This is a genomic window from Pseudonocardia thermophila (assembly GCF_900142365.1).
Taxonomy (GTDB): Bacteria; Actinomycetota; Actinomycetes; order Mycobacteriales; family Pseudonocardiaceae; genus Pseudonocardia; species Pseudonocardia thermophila.
The window spans coordinates 13,650-33,943 of the sequence record NZ_FRAP01000006.1; the positions used below are offsets into that span (position 1 = coordinate 13,650).

At 72.8% G+C, this 20,294-nt stretch carries 17 protein-coding genes and 1 tRNA gene; 9 read left to right on the forward strand and 9 right to left on the reverse strand.

Annotated features, from left to right (window positions below):
* Positions 1-377 precede the first annotated feature (377 nt).
* The 5 genes from BUE41_RS31225 to BUE41_RS09330 all read right to left on the reverse strand — a co-directional run bounded on the left by BUE41_RS31225 (position 378) and on the right by BUE41_RS09330 (position 4,888).
* Positions 378-1,556: a tyrosine-protein phosphatase gene (locus tag BUE41_RS31225; RefSeq protein ID WP_073456629.1), complete on the reverse strand. Its 1,179-nt coding sequence runs from the start codon at positions 1,554-1,556 to the stop codon at positions 378-380.
* A gap of 135 nt (positions 1,557-1,691) precedes the next feature.
* Positions 1,692-2,441 (reverse strand): MFS transporter, encoded by a 750-nt coding sequence (locus BUE41_RS30105; RefSeq protein WP_073456630.1) that lies wholly within the window; start codon positions 2,439-2,441, stop codon positions 1,692-1,694.
* On the reverse strand, positions 2,438-3,001 hold the full coding sequence (locus BUE41_RS30110; protein ID WP_143172062.1) for an MFS transporter: 564 nt from the start codon (positions 2,999-3,001) through the stop codon (positions 2,438-2,440). The genes BUE41_RS30105 and BUE41_RS30110 overlap by 4 nt, the downstream gene beginning before the upstream one ends.
* Positions 3,002-3,020: 19 nt before the next feature.
* Entirely contained in the window at positions 3,021-3,740 is a 720-nt protein-coding gene (locus BUE41_RS09325; RefSeq protein ID WP_073456632.1) for an SDR family oxidoreductase, read from the reverse strand.
* Positions 3,737-4,888, reverse strand: a complete 1,152-nt coding sequence (locus tag BUE41_RS09330; RefSeq protein ID WP_073456633.1) for an acyl-CoA dehydrogenase family protein — start codon at positions 4,886-4,888, stop codon at positions 3,737-3,739. The genes BUE41_RS09325 and BUE41_RS09330 overlap by 4 nt, the downstream gene beginning before the upstream one ends.
* A 245-nt stretch (positions 4,889-5,133) precedes the next feature.
* On the opposite strand from BUE41_RS09330, the gene BUE41_RS09335 reads away from it, so the two are divergent.
* The 4 genes from BUE41_RS09335 to BUE41_RS09350 all read left to right on the forward strand — a co-directional run bounded on the left by BUE41_RS09335 (position 5,134) and on the right by BUE41_RS09350 (position 10,457).
* On the forward strand, positions 5,134-6,843 hold the full coding sequence (locus BUE41_RS09335) for a sigma-54-dependent Fis family transcriptional regulator (RefSeq protein ID WP_143172063.1): 1,710 nt from the start codon (positions 5,134-5,136) through the stop codon (positions 6,841-6,843).
* Between the two features lie 125 nt (positions 6,844-6,968).
* On the forward strand, positions 6,969-8,135 hold the full coding sequence (locus tag BUE41_RS09340) for a CaiB/BaiF CoA transferase family protein (protein WP_073456635.1): 1,167 nt from the start codon (positions 6,969-6,971) through the stop codon (positions 8,133-8,135).
* A gap of 154 nt (positions 8,136-8,289) precedes the next feature.
* A complete protein-coding gene (locus BUE41_RS09345; RefSeq protein WP_073456636.1) occupies positions 8,290-9,669 on the forward strand; it encodes a phenylacetate--CoA ligase family protein in 1,380 nt (459 codons plus the stop codon).
* Positions 9,666-10,457 (forward strand): enoyl-CoA hydratase/isomerase family protein, encoded by a 792-nt coding sequence (locus BUE41_RS09350; protein WP_073456637.1) that lies wholly within the window; start codon positions 9,666-9,668, stop codon positions 10,455-10,457. The genes BUE41_RS09345 and BUE41_RS09350 overlap by 4 nt, the downstream gene beginning before the upstream one ends.
* A 35-nt stretch (positions 10,458-10,492) precedes the next feature.
* On the opposite strand, the gene BUE41_RS09355 is transcribed toward BUE41_RS09350, so the two are convergent.
* The 3 genes from BUE41_RS09355 to BUE41_RS09365 form a co-directional block, all read right to left on the reverse strand.
* Positions 10,493-11,392, reverse strand: coding sequence for an alpha/beta hydrolase (locus BUE41_RS09355; RefSeq protein WP_073456638.1), 900 nt, complete (start codon positions 11,390-11,392; stop codon positions 10,493-10,495).
* A 47-nt stretch (positions 11,393-11,439) separates the two neighbouring features.
* Positions 11,440-12,468, reverse strand: coding sequence for a helix-turn-helix domain-containing protein (locus BUE41_RS09360; RefSeq protein ID WP_143172064.1), 1,029 nt, complete (start codon positions 12,466-12,468; stop codon positions 11,440-11,442).
* 380 nt (positions 12,469-12,848) lie between these two features.
* A tRNA-Lys gene (locus BUE41_RS09365) sits at positions 12,849-12,924 on the reverse strand.
* Between the two features lie 120 nt (positions 12,925-13,044).
* On the opposite strand from BUE41_RS09365, the gene BUE41_RS09370 reads away from it, so the two are divergent.
* The 5 genes from BUE41_RS09370 to phoU all read left to right on the forward strand — a co-directional run bounded on the left by BUE41_RS09370 (position 13,045) and on the right by phoU (position 19,407).
* Positions 13,045-13,611, forward strand: coding sequence for a superoxide dismutase family protein (locus tag BUE41_RS09370; RefSeq protein WP_073456640.1), 567 nt, complete (start codon positions 13,045-13,047; stop codon positions 13,609-13,611).
* A 47-nt stretch (positions 13,612-13,658) separates the two neighbouring features.
* Positions 13,659-14,795, forward strand: coding sequence for a tRNA dihydrouridine synthase DusB (gene dusB, locus BUE41_RS09375; protein WP_073456641.1), 1,137 nt, complete (start codon positions 13,659-13,661; stop codon positions 14,793-14,795).
* 114 nt (positions 14,796-14,909) lie between these two features.
* On the forward strand, positions 14,910-15,683 hold the full coding sequence (locus BUE41_RS09380; protein ID WP_084754650.1) for a GGDEF domain-containing protein: 774 nt from the start codon (positions 14,910-14,912) through the stop codon (positions 15,681-15,683).
* 159 nt (positions 15,684-15,842) lie between these two features.
* A complete protein-coding gene (locus BUE41_RS09385; RefSeq protein ID WP_073456643.1) occupies positions 15,843-18,671 on the forward strand; it encodes an LCP family protein in 2,829 nt (942 codons plus the stop codon).
* 79 nt (positions 18,672-18,750) lie between these two features.
* Positions 18,751-19,407 (forward strand): phosphate signaling complex protein PhoU, encoded by a 657-nt coding sequence (gene phoU / locus BUE41_RS09390; protein ID WP_073456644.1) that lies wholly within the window; start codon positions 18,751-18,753, stop codon positions 19,405-19,407.
* A gap of 108 nt (positions 19,408-19,515) precedes the next feature.
* Here phoU and pstB read toward each other — a convergent pair whose 3' ends face one another.
* Positions 19,516-20,292: a phosphate ABC transporter ATP-binding protein PstB gene (gene pstB / locus BUE41_RS09395; RefSeq protein WP_073456645.1), complete on the reverse strand. Its 777-nt coding sequence runs from the start codon at positions 20,290-20,292 to the stop codon at positions 19,516-19,518.
* Positions 20,293-20,294: the final 2 nt, after the last annotated feature.

Here is a 20,294-nt window from a genome sequence, read left to right on the forward strand (position 1 = left end):
GCCAATGCCTCGACGGTGCGTGATCGTGACACTCCGACGAGTGACGACCCACGTGCGTCGAACCCGGCTCTCGGCTACGCCCACGCGATCACGTTGTCGGCGTTCGAGATCGTCGCGTTAGCCCCGTTGCGACACCCGTGCGCCGTGGGAGGCGAACATCACGGCGCACCTTGCCGACGCCTGCCCACGTGCGACCGTTCGACCTACGAACCCTCTCGTGAGTTGCGCCTTTCGGCAGGCGACCGGAGCCGCAGCGACATCGGTCGTCGCTCGACAGGACGACACCGGTGGCGCACGATGGGCGGCTCGCGCGCCGCCGGTGGTCACGCCGGGAGCGACCGCAGGCTCTCGTCGGACCGACGTCCCGTAGGAACGAGTCAGCTCCCCTCACCCAGCACCGTGGTGAGGTGGTCGAGGGCGGAGCGGTAGATGCCGCTGATGGCGACGCGCAGCTGCTCGTCGGTCTCGGCCGAGCCGGAGGTGAAGTCGGAGGTCCAGACGACCTCGCAGCCCTCGGCGTGCTCGCGCACGCTGATGCGGGAGCGGTACTCCTTCAGCGGCAGCGGACCGGAGAGGTACTCGTAGACGTAGGTGCGACCGGCGTCGTCGTGCTCGACGATGCGCTCGATGGCCTCGCCACCGCCGTCGGCGAACGTGGCGTGCCGGACGTCGCCCTCCAGGCGGGAAGCTTCGATGGCAGGGATCCAGGCGGCGATGTTCCCGGTGTCCCCGACCACCCGCCACGCCGCGTCCGGGTCGGCGGAGTAGGTCCTCGTCTCGGTGATGTTCACTGCTGCTCCTCGTCGAGCGGTGGTGCTGGGCTCCAGGAGGACCTCGGCGAGTGCCTCCAGGGTCTGCGGGATGACGCCGTTGTCCACGAGGAAGGCACGCGGTCCGCCGTGGATCCGGTCGACGGCGTCGAGGAAGCGCAGGATCGTGCTGGGCTCGACGCGGAAGGTCTCCGGCGGGTACAGGTCGACGTCGTCGCCGTACGACACCATGCCGCGCAGCCGCTCCATCGAAGCGCTGACGTCCTCGGCGAGCAGGCCGTACTCGGCCGCGATCTCGTCGCGCTCCACCCCGACGGCGGCCAGCGCGAGCGCCACCACCACACCCGTGCGGTCCTTCCCGACGGTGCAGTGCACGAGGACCGGCGTCGTCCCGGGCTGCGCGATCCGGGCGACCGCGCCGGCGACGGCGTCGGACCCCACCGCCAGGTACCGCAGGTACTGGTCGAGCACGGGATCGTCACCCCGCATCGGCGCGACCGCCGACGTCTCCGACACGAGCTGCCCAACGCGGATCGGGTACTGGTGCGCGGGAACCCCGATCAGGTCGAACCCGCCGCGTCCCTCCTGCTCCATCTCGTGGGGCAGCCGCAGATCGATCGTCGACCGGATCCCGGTGTCGGCCACCAGCCGCCGCGCCTCGGCCTCATCCAGGAACTGCGGGGTCCCACTGCGGTACAGCCGCCCACGGCGCACCCGCCGACCGTCCCCGGTCCGCAGGCCCGCCACCTCCCGGAAGCCGAGCAGGCCGCGGTAGGTCCCCGTCACGACGTCGGACCGTACGAGTCGTGGCGCAGGCTGCCCAGTCCACGCAGGGGGACACTCCGCGACCCGTCGCGGGGACCGGTTCGCCGGCCGGCGTTTCCGGTCCGGCTGCTCGGTGACGCCGATCACCTGCCAGAGCTACCCCACCCGCCGCCGCAACGCGGCGGTGCAGCCCGCACTCACCGCGCACCCCAGCGCCATGTACGCCGCGATGGCCGTCGACGACCCGAACCCCGACAGCAGCGCCGTGGCGAGGAACGGCGCGAACGCACCTCCGACCACGGACCCCACCTGGATGCCGAGCGAGAGGGCCGAGTACCGCACCCGCGCGGAGAACGCCTCGGAGAACAGCGCTCCTTGCGGCCCGTACATCAGGCTGTGCAGCAGGGACAGGCCGACGACCAGGCCGAGGGTGAGCAGCCCGATCGAGCCGGTGTCGACCAGCGCCCAGAAGGCGAACGACCACGCTCCGAGCAGCAGCGCCCCGACGGCGAACACGGTGCGTCGCCCGACCAGGTCCGACAGCCAGCCGGCCGCCGGCAGCGCGAACAGCTCGATCGCCGACGCGATCAGAACGGCGGTCAGGACCTCGTGCTTCGGCAGGCCGAGGATCGCGTCGTTGGTGGCGTAGGCGACGACGAAGGTGATGAAGACGTAGTAGGTGAGGTTGATGGCCAGGTAGCACCCGGCGGCCAGGAGGATCTGGCGCGGGTGGTCGCGCACCGCATCGACGACGGGCGAGCGGCGCCGCTGCGGGCGCGCGGCAGCGCGGAACTCGACGGTCTCCTCCAGGAGCAGCTGGATGACGACGGCGAGCGCGATGAGCAGGATGCTCGCGACGAACGGCAGCCGCCAGCCCCAGCTGCGGAACTGCTCCTCCGTGGTCACGGCAGTGACCAGCAGGACGCGCCGTTCGCCAGCAGGACCCCGCCGGGTGCGCCGGCGGAGGCGAAGCTGCCGTAGAGGCCGCGGCGGCGCGCGGGCGCGTTCTCGGTGGCCAGGAGGATGACGCCGCCTTGCTGGCCACCCACGGCGATGCCCTGGACGAAGCGCAGCAGGACCAGCAGGATCGGCGCGGCTGCCCCGATGCTCGCGTAGGTGGGCAGCAGCCCGATCAGCGTGGTGGACACGCCCATCGTGATCAGCGCCAGCACGAGCGTGTTCTTGCGGCCGATGGTGTCCCCGAGGTGACCGAAGAGCACACCGCCGAACGGGCGGGCGACGAAGGCGACACCGAAGGTCGCGAACGACAGGAGGGTGCCGGTCAACGGGTCCTGCGCCGCGAAGAACAGCTCGGGGAACACCAGCGCCGCGGCGGTGCCGTAGATGAAGAAGTCGTACCACTCGATGCTCGCGCCCGCCCACGAGGCGAACGCGACGGACGCGATCCGTCTGCGGGACGGAGCAGCCACCGGGGCGGCCTGGAGGACGGGAGTTGACCGGGACATCGTTGTCGACCTCGCGGTGTCAGACGAGCGTGTGCGCGCCGTCGATGGTCAGGACGTGGCCGTTCATGTAGCCGTTGCGCATGAGGAACAGGGCCGCGTCGGCGATCTCCGCCGGGGTGCCGATGCGTCGGCCGGGGAGGGCCGCGGAGATGGCGGCGACCCGGCTGTCGCGCGCTGGCCCGAAGAAGTCGTCGAGGAGCGGGGTGTCGACGTAGCCGGGGGAGAGCACGTTGCAGCGGATCGGGGCCAGCTCGGTCACGAGTGACCGCATGAGGGCCTCGACGGCCGCGCACGACGCCCCGCCCACCGCCTCCTCCGGGATCGGCCTGGTCGCGGCGATTCCGGAGAGCAGCGTGATGGAACCGGTGGCGGACATGTGCGGCGCCGCGTACCGGCTCGCGTGGAAGGCAGCCCAGAAGCGCAGGTCGAGCGCGGGCCGCACCTGGTCCGTCGATGCGTCCACGACCGGTGCGGGGACCAGTCGGGACGGCGTGACGAGCAGGTGGTCGAGCGTGCCGAGGCGCCGCAGGAACGCCTCGATCTCGACCTCCGACGCGGCGTCGACGCGGTGGCCCTCGGCCGCCGGGCCCAGCTCCCGGATCGCTTTTTCCAGCCGGTCGGGGTCACGCCCGCCGACGACGACCCGCGCGCCCGCGTCGACCGCAGCGCGGGCCGTCGCCAGCCCGATGCCGGACGTGCCGCCGATGATCACCACGCGGGCGTCGGCGAGGCCGGTCATCGGGCACCACCCGCAGCCGCGAGCAGCGTCCGCCCGATGACGACCTTCTGCACCTCGCTGGTGCCCTCGTAGATGCGGTAGAGGCGAGCGTCGCGGAAGAACCGCTCGACCGGGGTGGTGCGCAGGTAGCCAACGCCACCGTGCACCTGGACTCCGCGGTCGGTGATCCGCGAGGCCATCTCGCTGCAGTACAGCTTCGCCGCCGACGGTCCGACGACCGTGTCCTCGCCGCTGTCGTAGCGGGCGGCGGTGTCGAGCACGAGCGCGCGGCCGGCGGCGAGCTCCGCGTACGAGTCCGCGAGCATCCCCTGGACCAGCTGGAACTCCCCGATCGGTCGCCCGCCCTGCCGGCTGGCCGCGGCGTGCGCCACCGATTCGTCGAGTACGCGCTGGCACAGTCCGACGCACAGCGCGGCGATGTGCAGGCGCCCGCGGGAGAGCACGGTCATCGCGGACCGGAAAGCTCGGCCCTCCTGTCCCACGAGCCGATCCCCCGGCACCCGCACGCCGTCGAGGACGAGCTCCGCGGTCCAGGCGCCGTGCTGGCCCATCTTCGCGTCCCTCGGCCCGACGGCGAGCCCGGGCGCGTCGGCGTCCACGAGGAACGCGGAGATGCCGCGGTTGCCCGTCGCCTGCGGATCCGACCGCGCGAACACGACGAACAGATCCGCCAGCGGTGCGTTCGTGATGAAGCGCTTGGTGCCGTCGAGGACCCAGTGCGCGCCGTCGCGCCGGGCGGTCGTGCGCAGGCCGGACGGATCGGACCCGGCCTCGGACTCGGTGAGGGCGAACGAAGCGATGAGCTTCCCCTCGGCCATCGGCGGGAGGAACAGTGCCCGCAGGTCGGGATCGGCGAACTTCGCGATCATCTGGCCGGCGATCCCGTTGTTCGTGCCGAACAGGCTGCGGAACGCGGGTGCGGTGTAGCCGAGCTCGAAGGCCAGCCGGACGTCCTCGGACATGGTGACGCCGAGCCCGCCGTACTCCGTGGGCAGCGCGTAGCCGAACAGGCCCATCTCCGCGGCGGCGGCCCGCAGATCGTCGGGGATCGCGTCGGTGTCCTCGATCTCCTGCTCCCGCGGGACGACCACGTCCCGGACGAGACGGCGCACCGCCGAGACGATCTGCTCGAAGGATTCGGTGTCCACATCGACCTCCCGCTCGCTGTGCTCCCCGGAAGTGAAGGGATCGCGGCGGGTGTCGAGGTGTTCAAAGTTTGGGCACCGGGGTGCCCCGCTGCCGGGCGATCGTCGTGGCGAGCGGTAGCCCCGAAGGAGGAGCCATGCGCCGTGCCGCATTCGCCGCCCTCGACCGTCCAGCCGCGGTGACGACGGCTGCTCTGCCGTCTTTGCGCTGGTACCGTGCTCGGCAACCGGGTACGGGAGGGATGAGCATGAGCCCGGGTGCCAGCGGTTCACGCGACGAATCAGAGCTTCCGGCCATCGCCGAGTTGCCGGCCGACGCCTCACCGGAGATCCGGGCATCCTGGGAGCGGTCGTGGCGCAGCGGCGTCCGCCCGGACACCCCGATCGAGCACATCGCCGTCTCGGAGATCGACCCGAGCAGCCGGCTGCTCGACGCCGCACTCCCGGTGCTCGACCAGGTGGCGGACGACCTGGAGGGCACCTCGTTCTTCACGATCCTCACCGACCACGCGGCCCGGATCACCCACCGCGGCCGCATCACCCCGCGGATCCGCGACGTCCTGGACACCACGGGCGTCGTCCTCGGACGCCCGTTCGCCGAGAACACCACCGGGACCAACGCGCTCGCCGCGGCGTACGAGCTGCGCCGTGGGGTGGTCGTGCGCGGGGAGGAGCACTACGCGCAGCGGCTGCGCTGCTACAGCGCCTACGGCCACCCGATCGTCCACCCGATCACCCGCAGGTTGGAGGGCGTGCTCGCGCTGGGCGGGCGGGCCGGCGAGGAGAACCCGCTGTTCGCCCCGTTCCTGCGGCGAGCGGCCCAGGAGATCGAGCGGAACCTGCTCGCCGGGGCGCGGGAGTCCGAACGCCGGTTGCTCGACGCGTTCGACGCGGCGACGGGTCGCGGCGAGCGGGCTGTGCTCGCGCTCGGCGACGGCGGCGACGTCGTGCTGGCCAACCGCTTCGCTACCGAGCACATGGACGCCGAGGACCACGCCCGGCTGCGGGAGCTGCTCGACGGGCTGCGCGGAGACGGGCCGTGGACGCTGGACGTGACGACTGCGCGCGGCCTGCGCCTGGAGGTCGTCGCCGAGCCGATCGACCGGCGCCGCGGGAGTCTGCTGCTGTCGTTCACCCCGGTGTTCCGGTCCCGGGTGCGCGCGGTGGGGCGCGGTCTGCTGGAGCCGGCCGAATCTGCGGCCGATCGCGAGCTGGCGCGCTGCCGCGCCCACCGCCTCTCCACGTTCGTCGTGGGCGAGCCGGGGACGGGACGTTCGACCACCGCGCGGGCGCTCGCCGACGGCACGGACGCGGCGGCCGTCGTCCTCGACTGCACCGACGTCGACGGGCAGGGCCGGGTCGCGTGGGTGGAGCGGCTGCGGCAGGTGACCAGCGCCGGTGATCTCGCCGTGCTCGACGGCGTCGAGCTGCTCGACGACCACCTGCTGCGCGTCGTCGGCGATCGGGTCGCGGCCGGGGCCTGGATCGCGGCGACGAGCCCCCCGCTGCGCCGGCTCGGCCCGGACCACCGCAACCTCGCGTTCCGCTGCCTGGGCCGCATCGAGCTGGTTCCGCTGCGTGAGCGGCGCAGCGAGATCCCCGGTCTCGCCAAGTCGATGCTGGCGGCGGCCACCGGCGGCGCGGCCCGGTTCGCCCCCGCCGCGCTCGCCCGCCTCGCCGAGCTCGACTGGCCGGGCAACCTCACCGAGCTGAACCACGTGGTGCAGACGGTCGCGGCCCGCCGCAGCGCAGGCGACGTGCTCGTCACCGATCTGCCCGCCGAGTACCGCACCGGACCCGTCCTCGCGCGGCTGAGCCCGTGGGAGCGCTCCGAGTACGAGGCGATCCAGGCCGCGCTGGTGCGCAACGGGGGCAACAAGGTGCAGGCGGCGAAGGACCTCGGGATCAGCCGCGGCACCCTCTACAACCGGATCCGGACGCTGCGCATCGAGGCCTGATCGCGCCGGGTGTGCAATTCCTGAACAGTCTGCGCCCTCCGCGACCCCGCAGCATGCGGTCCACGACGTCCGGGCCCCCACTCGCTCCGGTGGCGCTCCCGCCCGGACCCGACGTGGGAGGACGCATGAGCGTGCACGCACCGCTCGACGGACTGATCGTCGTCGCACTCGAGCAGGCCATCGCGGCGCCCCTGTGCACCCGCCACCTGGCCGACCTCGGCGCGCGCGTGATCAAGGTCGAGCATCCGGCAGGCGGTGACACGACGCGCCACTACGACCAGGTCGTGCACGGCATGGCCGCGCACTTCGCCTGGCTCAACCACGGCAAGGAATCCGTCGCGCTGGACCTCACGTCCACGGTGGACAGACAGCTGTTCGACGCGCTGCTGCGCGAGGCGGACGTGTTGGTCAGCAACCTCGCGCCGGGGGCGCTGGCCCGGCTCGGCCTCGCCCCGGTCGGCCTGGCCGAGCAGCACCCCCAGCTGGTCGTCGTGGACATCTCCGGGTACGGCGTCGGCGGTCCGCTGGACCACCGGCGCGCGTACGACCTGCTGATCCAGGCCGAAGGCGGAGCGTGCTTCATCACCGGTGAGCCCGACACCCCGGTGAAGTCCGGGATCCCGATCGCCGACATCGGCACCGCCCTGTACGCGCTCTCCAGCGTGCTGACCGCCCTGTACGACCGGGAACGCACCGGTCGCGGCACGGTCGTGTCGGTGGCCATGTTCGACGTCGTCGCCGAGATGATGGGGTTCGCCCTCAACCAGGTGCTGCACGGCGGTGCGGTGCCCGTGCCGGTGAGGATGGGTTCCCCGATGGTCGCCCCGTACGGTGCCTACCCGACCCGCGACGGGGAGACCGTGGTCCTGGGGACCACGAGCGATCGGGAATGGCAGCGCCTCGCCCGGGACCTGCTCGGGCGCGCCGATCTCGCCGACGATCCGCGCTACACCCGCAACCAGGACCGCGTGCATCGACGGAGCGAGCTCGACGCCGTCATCGCGGACTGGACCGTCGAGCACGACCTCGCCGAGATCCAGGAGCTGGCCGACCGCGCCGGGATCGGCAGCGCACGGCTGAACGACGTCACCGATCTCGCCGCGCACCCCCAACTGACGCACCGGAACCGATGGCGCCGGGTCGAGACGCCCGCAGGTGCGATCCCGGCGCTGCTGCCGCCGCCGATCAGCCGGGACTGGCGGATCCGGTCCGGTCGGGTACCAGCCCTCGGAGAGCACACCGGGGTGGTGCGCGCGGAGTTCGGGGCCGGTCTGCTGTCCGCCGACGACTGAGCGCGGCGGTGTGCAAAGCCTGAACATCCCCCTGGCCCGGGCCGCGTCACGATCGACCCGTCCGGCGCAGGCACCGGCCTCCGCGCGGAGCCCGGCCGCGCCCCTCGGGTTCCGACCCGAACCTTCCGACCCGCAACGTCGCGAGAGGCCCTCGATGCACGTCCACCCCGCCGCCCCCTACTCAGCCTCGCACTGGAGCGAGATCGAGACCCTCCCCCCAGCCCGGACCCGTGCGCTGCAGGACGAGCGGCTGCGCGAGCAGGTCGCGTACCTGGCCGCGCACAGCCCCTTCTACCAGGCCAAGTTCGCCGAGCACGGCATCGACCCGGACGCCGTCCGCTCCGTCGACGACCTGGCCGAGCTGCCGTTCACCGAGAAGCAGGAGCTGCGCGACAGCCTCGCCGAGGCGCCGCCGCTCGGCCGGCACGTCGCCGCGGACCCGCGCCGGATCGTGCAGGTCCAGGCGTCGTCGGGCACGACCGGCAGTCCGTCGTACGTCGGCCTGACCGCGTCGGACGTCGCGACGTGGTGCGAGCTGGGCGCCCGCGCCCTGTACGCCAACGGCTTCCGGCCCGGAGATCGGGCGCTGCACGCGTTCGGCATGAGCAAGGGCTTCGTCGGCGGGCTGCCGGTGGTGCAGATCCTGCAGTACATGGGGATCGTCGACATCCCCATCGGCGCCGAGGCCGGAGCCGACCGGCTGCTGCGCGTCCAGGCCGACCAGCGGCCGAACCTCCTGATCGGCACCCCGCACTTCCTGGCCCACCTCGGCGAGCAGGCACCCTCGACCGTCGGGCGGCCGGCGCACGAGCTGGGCGTGCGGTCGATCAGCGTCGGCGGCGAACCCGGCGGCGGGCTGCCGAGCGTGCGGGAGAACCTCGAGACGCTCTGGGGTGCCACCGTGCGGGAGATGCTCGGCGGCACCGACATCGCCTGCACGTACTGGGGCGAGTGCGAAGCCGGCGACGGGATGCACTTCCTGTCTCCCGACCTGATGGTGGCCGAGCTGATCGACCCGGAGTCCGGTGAGCGGATCGAGCCCGTCGACGGCGCGCAGGGCGAACTCGTCTACACCGCGCTGCGTCGGGAGGCCTCCCCGCTGCTGCGGTTCCGCACCCGCGACCACGTCGTGGTCACGGGGACCGACTGCAGCTGCGGCCGCACCGGCTACAAGATCCGCTGCATCGGCCGCACCGACGACATGCTCATCGTCCGCGGGATCAACGTGTTCCCCTCGGCGATCAAGGACCTCGTCCTCGGGCTCGCCCCGGCCACGACGGGCGAAGTGCGGATCCGGGTCGACTTCCCCGGGCACTCCACCCAGCGGCCGCTCCCGCTGGTCGTCGAGCACGCCGCCGACCTCGAACCCCACCGGCACGAGGAACTGCGGACCGCGATCGAACAGCGGATCCGGTCGGCGCTGAACGTCAAGACCAGCGTCGTGCTGGTGCCCGAGGGGACCCTGAAGCGGCCCGACCACGTCAAGGTCGCCCTCATCGAGCGGGTCCCTCGTGCGGAAGGCAGGGCGTCGTGAACAGCTACGCCCGGTTCCCCACGCTCACGATCGACCGGCCCGCCGACGGGGTCCTGCGCATCGTCCTCGACGGACCGGACCTGCACGCCGTGACCGCCGAGATGCACCGCGACCTCGCCGTCGTCTGGACGGCGATCGACCGCGACGACACGGTCCGCGCCGTGCTCGTGCGCGGGGCCGGTGAGCGGGCGTTCTCCGCGGGCGGCAGCTTCGCGCTGGTCGAGTCGATCATCGAGGACTGGCGTGCGCGGACGCGGGTCATGCGCGAGGCGCGGGAGCTCGTCCGCAACATCGTCGAGTGCGAGGTACCGATCGTCTCCGCGATCAACGGCCCGGCCGCCGGTGCGGGTCTGGTGGTCGCGCTGCTCGCGGACGTGTCGGTCGCCGGACGCCGCGCCAAGATCGTCGACGGGCATGTGCGGCTGGGTGTGGCGGCGGGTGACCACGCCGCCATCTGCTGGCCGCTGCTGTGCGGCATGGCCAAGGCGAAGTACCACCTGCTCACCAACGAGGTGCTCACCGGCGAGGAGGCGGAACGCATCGGGCTGGTGTCCGTCTGCGTCGACGACGCCGAGGTTCAGGATCGGGCGCTGGAGATCGCGACGAGGCTCGCGGCGGGTTCGCCGTCGGCGCTGCGCTGGACCAAGCGGGCGCTCAACAACTGGTACCGGCAGGCGTGGCCGCTGTTCGAGTCGTCGCTCGGGATGGAGTTCCACGGCTTCGGCGGGCCGGACGTCGTCGAGGGCCTGGCGGCGCACCGGGAGAAGCGGGCGCCGAGGTTCGCGTGAGCGCCGACGGCGATCTCCGTCGGGGACGCCGGGAGTCAGCCGGCGAGGTGGGTCACGAACCACTCCGCCGCCGGCTTGCTCGACGCCTCGAACCCGTTCACGTACGCGTCGAAGTGCCCACCCGGCAGGATCACCAGCTTCTTCGGCTCCCGCGCCCGCTCGTACGCCTCGATCGCCAGGTGCGTCGGGGTCAGCACATCGTTTCGCGCCGGCATGATCAGCAGCGGCGTCGGGCTGATCTGGGCGATGTAGTCGACCGGGTTGTACTCGGCCAGCATCTCCACGCTGCGCAGCGTCACCTCGTTCTTCCAGTTCGGCGCGCGCAGCTTCGCGGTCTCGGTGAACCACTTCCAAGAGTCCGCGGTCGGCAGGGCCGAGGGCACCAGCGGGTCCTCGGCGACCACGGGGACCATCGCCGGCGGGTCACCGCGGAAGCGCGCCATGCGGTCCTGGTCGAACTGCTGGCGGAACCCGTCGAGGAAGTCCGCACGCACCAGGGCGCGCAGGTTCTGGTAGCCGCTGACCAGCGGGACCTGACTGACGACGGCCTTCACGCGCCGGTCGATCGCGCCGACGACGAGCACGTGCCCGCCGGAGTAGCTCGAGCCCCAGATCCCGATCCGGTCGGCGGCGGTCTCCTCCAGCGTGGTCGCGTAGGTGATCGCGTGCCGGTAGTCGCGGACCTGCGCGATCGGGTCGATCTCCTGGCGCGGGGTGCCGTCGCTGTCGCCGAAGTTGCGGTTGTCGTACACCAGGGCGTTGAGGCCGTGCGCAGCGAAGACCTCGGCGTACTTGTCCAGGTACATCTCCTTCACGGCCGAGTAGCCGTGCGCCATCACGATCGTCGGCGCCGGCCCGGACACGCCCTCGGCCCGGTAGAACCAGCCGCGCAGGGTCACGCCCTCGGCGTCGAACTCCACGTCACGTCGAGCCATCGGACTCCTCCTGGGTCGAACGGGATCGGCCCAGGACGCCGGTCGGCTCAGCCCTGGGCCACTGTGACCCCAGTCTCTTTCCGCCGGACCCCGGCGCGATGAACTGCGGCGACAGGTCGTTGAACGGATGCGCCACGGGCCCGCTCGGCGCGGTAGGCGCTCGGGGAGATGCCGTACTGCGCCTTGAACGAGCGGCTGAAGTGGCTGGTGTCGGAGAAGCCGAAGCGGTGGGCGATCGTGGCGATCGAGCGGTCGCTCTCGGCCAGCTCCTCGCGAGCGCGGGCGAGCCTGCGGACCCGGATCACCTCGCTGACGGTCTCGCCGGTGGCGTTGAAGATCCGGTTGACCGTGCGCACCGACACCCCGTGCGCCGCCGCCACGTCCTTCGGCGTGACCGCTTCGAGCAGGTGCCGTTCGATGTAGCGGTCCATCTGGGCCCGCAGCGCGGGCTGCGCCATCGAGGTCGCGGGCGTGTCGGTCCCGGAGCGCAGTGCACCGATGAACAACTCCAGCGTGGCGTTGCGGGCAGCGATGATCGCGCTCTGGTCGAGTTCGGGGAGCGACCGGCTCAGCGTGTCCAGGTACGAGGTCAGCAACCGGGTCGCGGGCTTGCGGCCGTCGAGCATCACCCCGCCGGAGATCGGCGCGCGCCCGGCGACCTCCTCCAGCGCCGCGCGCGGGATCAACAGGCTGCGCTTGGCCAGGGGCTCCCGGACCGCGAACCGGGCGGGCCGGGTGCTGTCCCACGCCACCGCGTCGCCGGGCCGCATGCCGACATCGGCGTCGTTCTGGGACACGGTCTCCCGCCCGGCGAGGGTGGTCAGGACGACGACGAACTCACCCTCGGTGGCGGCGAGTTCGCGGCGGGTGCGGCTGCCCGAGCACGGGCCGCACTCGCAGTCGACCAGCGCCAGATCGTCGATCCACCACCGGCGCACCCACGCCGTGAACGGGCCCTGATCGGGCGGAACGGCGACGGACCAGGGCAGATGCGTGGCCGACAGCATCTCCCGCCACTGGTCGGCGACAGTGTCCGCCGGTCCGCCCGTGGTCCAGAACTCCTCGTCGCGCGTCATCCGCGTCCCCTCCGCGCCGACAGCGGTGTCGAGCACTGTCCAGGGTCGCAGTCCACCGCGCCCCCGGCACCGCGAACCTAGAACAGCCGCGCCACGCCTGCTCGCCGGCACGGCCCGATGAGCAACGAACGGCACTTTCGTCCACTCGGCGTGGACGAAAGTGCCGTTCGTTGCGTCAGGGGCACCTGGGCCATGCGTTCCGATACGCCCTGGTGAGATGCACGTCCCCGCGAGTCTCGACCGGTTCGAGCACTTCGCCGTGCGGCAGAGATGCTCCGTGCTCGATCCGATGTTCAGCGAGTGAGCCCGACCACGACAGTGACTCAGTGGATTCCCATGCTCGTGGTCAAGGCGGGGTGCAACGCCCTGACCTGCGGATCTGGTGGGCCCCCCGGGGATCGAACCCGGAACCCGCGGATTAAAAGTCCGCTGCTCTGCCAATTGAGCTAGAGGCCCTCGCCACGTGTGCAGCACCGCCAGCCTACGACCCGCGCCGCGGACCGTCGCCATCACTCGCTCGGGGTAACAGCTGGGGGTGCCGTAGATCACTCCTCGTCAGCACGCCATGGTGGTGGCATGCGCCGACGTCACGTGCTGGCTTCTGCAGCGGTCCTCGTCGTTGGTCTCACCGCCTGCGGTGGGAGCACAGCGGGGGCGGCGAGCCCGGAGGAGGTGCGGACCGAGGTGCAGTTCTCCTCACAGCTGGGCACCGGCGGGATCACCTACGACCCGGCGCTGGTGCCGGTCGGGGCGAGTGCGGTGGTCACCGCGACGACCCGTGACGGCGGGGAGGTGGTGACGCTGACCCTGCGCGGGGTGCTGCCCGACCGCACGTACGGGGCGCACGCGCACACCAACGCGTGCGGGGAGACCGGCGACGCAGCGGGGCCGCACTTCCAGTTCGACGTCGACCCGGTGCAGCCGAGCGTCGACCCGCGCTGGGCCAACCCGCAGAACGAGGTCTGGCTGGACCTCACCACCGACGCCTCCGGCACCGGCACGTCGACCGCGACGCTGAACAAGACGTTCCCCGACGACCGGCGGCCCAGATCGGTCGTCGTCCACGCGATGAAGACGTCGACCGAGGAGGGCAAGGCCGGGACCGCCGGCGCCCGCGCCGCCTGCCTCGATGTGCCGTTCTGACACGCCGTTCTGACGCAGCGCGCACGCGCCGTGGACAATGGGTCGTCGTGAGCGCCCCCGTCATCCACAAGCCGCTGCGCATCGGCCCGTACGAGTCGGCCACCCCGGTCGTGCTCGCGCCGATGGCCGGCATCACCAACACCGGCTTCCGGCGGCTGTGCCGCGAGCAGGGGGCGGGCTTCTACGTCTGCGAGATGATCACCTCGCGCGGGCTGGTCGAGGAGAACCCGACCACCCTGAAGATGATCGAGATGGATCCCGACGAGCACCCGCGCTCGATGCAGCTCTACGGGGTCGATCCGACGACGATCGGGCTGGCCGTGCGGATGGTCCGCGAGCGCGATCTCGCCGACCACGTCGACCTGAACTTCGGCTGCCCGGTGCCGAAGGTGACCCGCCGCGGCGGCGGGGCCGCCCTGCCGTACAAGCGGCGGCTGTTCGAGGCGATCGTGCGCGCCGCCGTCGACAACGCCGGACCGATTCCGGTCACCGTCAAGATGCGCATCGGCATCGACGACGAGCGCCAGACCTACCTCGACGCCGCCCGCCGCGCCGCAGACGCCGGGGTGGCGGCTGTCGCGCTGCACGCCCGCACCGCCGCGCAGCGCTACTCGGGCACCGCGGACTGGTCGGCGATCGCCCGGCTGCGCGACGCGCTGCCCGCCGAGGTCGCGGTGCTCGGCAACGGCGACATCTTCAGCGCCGCCGACGCGCTGGCCATGGTGGCGGCGACCGGGTGCGACGGGGTCGTGGTCGGGCGCGGCTGCCTGGGCAGGCCGTGGCTCTTCGGCGACCTGGAGGCCGCCTTCGCCGGCCGTGACCTGCCCGCGCCGCCGAACCTGGGTCAGGTCACGGCGATGATGCGCCGCCACGCGGAGCTGCTGATCCAGTACATGGGCGACTACAAGGGCATCCGCGACATGCGCAAGCACGTCGCGTGGTACCTGAAGGGCTTCCCGGTCGGCGGCGAGCTGCGCCGCGAGCTGGGCATGGTGGAGAGCCTCGACCAGCTCGACGAGCTGCTCGCCGGGCTCGACCCGGACATCCCGTTCCCCGCCGACGCCGACGGTCCCCGCGGCCGGCAGGGCTCGCCGGGCAAGGTCGTCCTGCCGGAGCACTGGCTCGACGATCCCGACGACCTCACGGTCCCGGCGGGTGCGGAGCTGGAGCACTCCGGGGGCTGACGGCGGACCCACGACCGGGTAGTAACCCTCAAGAGTCACACGAGCCCCGTCGACAACTCCTGTAACAGGGGTGCGCAGTCCGCCGGTTACGGCGGTGGAGACGGGGCGGGCACGATGGCAGGGACGACGACGATGCTGGGAGAGGAGACGCGTACCGGATCGGCCGGAGCTGCGGCACGGCTGGCCGAGGCCGCGGACGAGCTGGCCGCCGAGGGCCGCTACGAGCAGGCCTACCAGCACCTGCGCACCGCCGTGCGCCTGCTCACCGCATCCGGCATCGACGAGCTGGAGCGGCTGCGCCGCGAGCACGCCGAGGCCCGCGAGCAGAGCCGCCGCGACAGCTTGACCTCCATCTACAACCGCCGCTACCTCGACGAGCACCTCACCGCCCTGCTCGGCGACGGCACGGTGCACAACCCGAAGGGCGTCTCGGTCGCCTTCGTCGACGCCGACCACTTCAAGCAGATCAACGACCGGTTCGGGCACCGCTTCGGCGACCGCGTCCTGCAGCACCTGGCCGAGCAGCTCGCACTGGACCTGCCGCCCGGCGGCTTCTGCGCCCGCTACGGCGGCGAGGAGTTCGCGCTGGTCCTGCCCGGCTGCGACATCGCCTCGGCCGTGCGCACCTGCGAGGCCGTCCGCCACCGCATCGACGTCCACGACTGGGCCGCGCTCGACCCCGCGCTGCGCGTGACCGTGAGCATCGGTGTGGCGCACGGCGTGGGCCCGACGACCAGCGTCGAGCAGCTCGTCGACGCCGCCGACACACTCCTGTACGCGGCGAAGCACTCGGGGCGCAACGCGGTCGCCTACCGGGACGAGCGGACCGGCCTCGTCCGGCTCGCCGGAGCCGCCGCAGCGCGGCGAGCCATCGTCCAGCCGGCGTAGAGCGGTGCACCCGCCGCGGCCATGATCCGGCCCGCATGTGACCCTGATCGTTCCCGCATCGTTCTCGATCCGTAAGCTGAACAGTGGCCGCGGGGCGGACCGGGCAGCGCTCGGCGACCGACGTCCGCCCGGGACTCTGGTTCGGACCCGGGAGGTGACGTGGAGGACGGCACGGACCGTGCTCGACGTGACACCGCCGGGAGGATCAACGGCCGGCGCGCCGCCCTCCACGACAGCGAGGTGGACGACGTCCTCGCCCGCCACGGCCTGCTCGGCGGTCCCTCCACCGGTGGGCGTCGCCGCCGTCCCGACACCGACGACGAACCCCGCCGCGACCAGCGGCGCTCCGAGCCGCGCAGCAACGGCGCGCTCCGACCCACGAACGGCCACGCCATCAACGGCAGCCGGTCCGGCTCCGACCTGGCGCCGCCGCGCCGCGGCCCCCACGGGCCAGCGCCGACCGGAGGGCGGCGCCATCGCCCCGACGACCAGCCGCCCGCCTTCCCGACCTCGCCCGACCGGCCCGGCGGCCGCAGGCGCCGACCGGACCCCGACGAGCCCGCCCCGGGCACGGAGTCCAGCGGCCGGCGCCGCCGGCCCGACGGTGAACCGTGGCGGCCCCCGGTCCCCGGCCCCACGGGCTCCGGCGGGCGGCGGTACCGGACCGACGACGAACCCGCCGCCAGCAGCAGCGGCCGGCACGGGTGGCCGCGGCCCGACGCGCCGGCCGACCCGGCCCGGACGTCGTGGACCGCCACGAGCCCCGGACGGCGCCACGCGGGGCCGGAGCCGCCCGGGCCGCCCACGGCCTCCCCCGGCGGCCGCCGCCACCGACCCGACCCCGATCTCCCGCCCCCGGGTGCCGCGAGCACCGGCGGGCGCCGCGCCGCCGCGCCCGAGCGTCCCACCCCCAGCGGCCGCCGGCACCGTCCCGGTCCTCCGCCGGCCCCCGCGCCCGGCGGAGGTCGTCACCGGCCCGAGCCCGACGACGCGCCACCGCCCGGTGGCCGCCTGGCCCCCGAACCGCCCCCAGGCGGTCGTGCACCGCGGCCCGGCGACCGTCCCGGCCGGCACTCTCCGCCCGGACCGCACGTCGCCGAACTCGGAGCCGAACGCGGGGCCGAACGCGGGGCCCGCAGCGCCGGCGGCACCGGCAACTTCCTGGACGCCTCCACCCCGCAGGGCCGGGCCGCGCTGGAGACCAGCGGGGCGCTGGAGCGCACGAGCGCAGTGGCTCCGGGCTGGGTGCGGGCCAACGACAAGCACAGCGCCGAGGCCACGACCAAGCTGCGCGCCCGCACCAGCCGCGACACCGCACCCACCGCGAAGGTCCCCCTGCGCATCCCCGGGCTGCGTCCCGGCCCCCGGCGCGGCGAGACCGTCGACGGGCCGACGACGGCGCTGCGAGCGCGCGGCGGATCCGAGCCGCCCCCCCGCCCCGCAGACGGTCGTGCGGACGGGCGCGCACCGCAGCAGCGGGAGGATCCGGACGAGCACGAAGCCCCGAAGGATCAGGACGAGGGCGTCCGGCGAATCGCGCACATCGACGAGACGCTGACCCGGCTGACCGCGGCGCACGCCGGCGTCAAGCTGGCGAGCGATCCCGACGACGAGGAAGAGGAGGAGCCACGGCCGCGGCTCACCCCGCTGCGGCTGCTGTGCCTGGCGCTGGCGGTCGTGGTGCTCGGCGCCGCGGGCGTCGGGTACGCGACCCGCGCCTGGCTCAGCGCGGCTGTGCCGACCGTGGCCGCACTCGACCTGAAGTCCAGCGCGATCGTCGACGCGGCCGCGCAGAAGGACGCCATGAACGTGCTGGTCGTGGCCGCCGAGCACGAGACGGTGCCGGGTACCGCGCCGCGCAGCAGCGCGACGTTCGCGATCGCGCACGTACCGGCCGACGGCGGTGACATGACCGTGCTGTCGCTGCCCGCCGAGCTGGAGATCAACCGGCCGCCGTGCGAGCGGTACGACCCGATCTCCCGCCAGTACACGACGTCGCTGGTGCCGGCCGAGGCCCGCACACAGCTCGTCTCCGCGCTCTCGGTGGGCGGACCGCGCTGCATCACCCGCGTGGTCCAGCAGCTCACCGGTCTGGCGATCACCGGCTACGTCGGCGTCGACCTCGACGAGCTCGCCCAGCTGGTGGACACCGTCGGCGGCGTCGGGATCTGCCTGACCCGTCCGGTCGTCGATGCCGCGCTGGGCCCGATCGTCTCCGCCGCGGGCGAGCAGGAACTCGGTGGCGATCGCGCGCTCGACTACCTGCGGGCCCGCGAGGTCACCGGCGATCCGCCGTCCGGCGCGGGCCGGGTGGAGCGCCAGCAGGGCGTGCTCGCGGCCGCCCTCGGCCCGCTGCTGTCCACGACCGGGCTGCTCGACATCGGCCGGCTCGCCGCCGCCCGCCCGGTGGTCGGCCGCGCGATCACGGTCGACGAACTGGACCTCGACCAGGTGCACGCCACCGCACGCTCGCTGCACAAGCTCGACGCCGAGGGGGTCCGGTTCGTGACCGTGCCCACGATGACCGGACCGTCCGGGTCCGGGGTCGTGCTGCGCGACGCCGAGGCCGCCGAGCTGTTCGCGGCCGTCCGCGGCGACCGGCCGCTGCCGGAGTCGGCCACCACCGCCACCGCGACCGGGCCGCAGCCCGGTGACGCGCCCGTCCAGGTGCTCAACGCCTCCGACCGGCCCGGACTGGCCAACCAGGTCGGCGACACGCTGCGCCAGCTCGGGTTCGCCGTCGGCGAGACCGGCAACGCCGCCCAGCGGACCACCCAGACGATCGTGCGCTACTCCCCCGACCGCGAGGCCGCCGCGCGCCTGGTCGCCACGAGCGTGCCGTCGGCGAACCTGGTGCCCGACCCGGGCAGCCACGGCGTGCTGCAGCTCGTGCTCGGCCGCTCCTTCGACGACGTCGTGCGGCCCCCGACCAGCAGCGCCCCGCCGACCGGCACGGACGCGACCCTCAGCAGCACGCAGTGCCGCTGACCGGGATCGTCGCCGAGGGTTCACCGGTGGTTCATCCGCGACGGCTCGAGACGCCCGTCGCCACCACTACCCTCGACCCATGCGTGACGCCTACCAGGAACAGCTCGACGGGCTGGCCGAGATCCTCTCAGTGATGTGCGGCCAGGTGGCCGACGCGCTGGAGAAGGCCACCCGAGCGCTGCTGGAGGCCGACCTGCAGCTCGCCGAGGAGGTCATCTCGGGCGATGCGCTGGTCGACGAGACCCGCTCGACGGCGGAGGAGCGGGCGTTGGCCCTGCTCGCCCTGCAGGCCCCGGTGGCGACCGATCTGCGCATCGTCGTCTCCGCGATCCACGGGGCGGGCGACATCGAGCGCATGGGCGATCTCGCGCTGCACGTGGCGCAGGCCGCCCGCCGCCGCCACCCGCGGCCCGTGCTGCCGCCGGAGGTGGCGCCGTACTTCGCCGAGATGGGCCGCATCGGCGTCGACCTGGCTCGCAAGGCCGGCGAGATGATCCGCACCCGCGATCTCGAGCAGGCCACCGCGATGGAGACCGAGGACGACGCGATGGACGACCTGCACCGGCACCTGTTCACCGTGCTGATGGACCGCAGCTGGCCGCACGGGGTCGGCCCGGCGGTGGACATCACCCTGCTGGGCCGGTTCTACGAGCGCTACGCCGACCACGCCGTCGCCCTCGGGCGGCGCATCGTGTTCATCGTGACCGGCCAGATGCCCGGCCCGCTGATGGTCTGAGGAAGGTCCTGCGTCGAGAACGAACCTGTGGTGATCAACAGGGCTTCTTGATCACCACAGGTTCGTTCTCGACGGCGAGAATTCTCGACGGCAAGACCCGCGCAGGGTTCAGCCGAACCGGCCGCTGATGTAGTCCTCGGTGGCCTTCTCGGTCGGCGTGGAGAACACCTTCTCCGTGTCGCCGATCTCGACCAGCCGCCCCGGCTCGCCGGTGGCGCGCAGGTTGAAGAACGCCGTCTGGTCGCTGACCCGCGCCGCCTGCTGCATGTTGTGGGTGACGATGACGATCGTGTACTGCTTCTTCAGGTTCGCGATCAGGTCCTCGATCGCGAGCGTGGAGATCGGGTCGAGCGCCGAGCACGGCTCGTCCATGAGCAGCACCTCGGGCTGCACGGCGATGGCGCGCGCGATGCACAACCGCTGCTGCTGACCGCCGGAGAGGCTGCCGCCCGGCTTGTTCAGGCGGTCCTTGACCTCGTTCCACAGGTTCGCGCCGCGCAGCGAACGCTCCGCGACCTCGTCGAGCACCTTCTTGTTCTTGACGCCCTGCAGCTTCAGCCCGGCCACGACGTTGTCGCGGATCGACATCGTGGGGAACGGGTTGGGCCGCTGGAAGACCATGCCGATGGTCCGGCGCACGCTCACCGGGTCGACGTTCGGCGCGTAGATGTCCTCCCCGTCGAGCAGCACCTCGCCCTCGACGCGGGCGCCGGGGACGACCTCGTGCATCCGGTTCAGCGCGCGCAGCACGGTGGACTTGCCGCAGCCGGACGGACCGATGAACGCGGTGACGCTGTTCGGCGGGATCGACAGGGTCACCCCGTCGACGGCCTGGAAGGAGCCGTAGTAGATGTCGACGTCCTTGAGGTCAAGACGCTTGGCCACGA